Genomic DNA, 292 nt, shown 5'->3' on the forward strand with positions numbered 1-292 from the left:
AGAAGAGCAGAAACGAGTTGAAGAAGCAACTAAGCAACGATTAATAGATGAAGCTAAAGCAAAAGAAGCAGAAGCATCCAGAGTTAAAATAGCTAAAGAGCAGGCTAAAGCAGAAGAATTGGCTAAACAAAAATTAGCAAAAGAAGAAGCAGATTTAAGATTAAAAGAAGAAGAGCAGAAACGAGTTGAAGAAGCAACTAAGCAACGATTAATAGATGAAGCTAAAGCAAAAGAAGCAGAAGCATCCAGAGTTAAAATAGCTAAAGAGCAGGCTAAAGCAGAAGAATTGGCT

1 pseudogene is annotated in these 292 nt (G+C 36.3%); it reads left to right on the forward strand.

Features of this window, described 5'->3' with window-relative positions:
• A pseudogene (locus ACH5TX_RS00260) lies at nucleotides 1–292 on the forward strand (hypothetical protein); the annotation flags it as partial.

Source organism: Thalassobellus citreus (assembly GCF_044385915.1).
GTDB lineage: Bacteria > Bacteroidota > Bacteroidia > Flavobacteriales > Flavobacteriaceae > Thalassobellus > Thalassobellus citreus.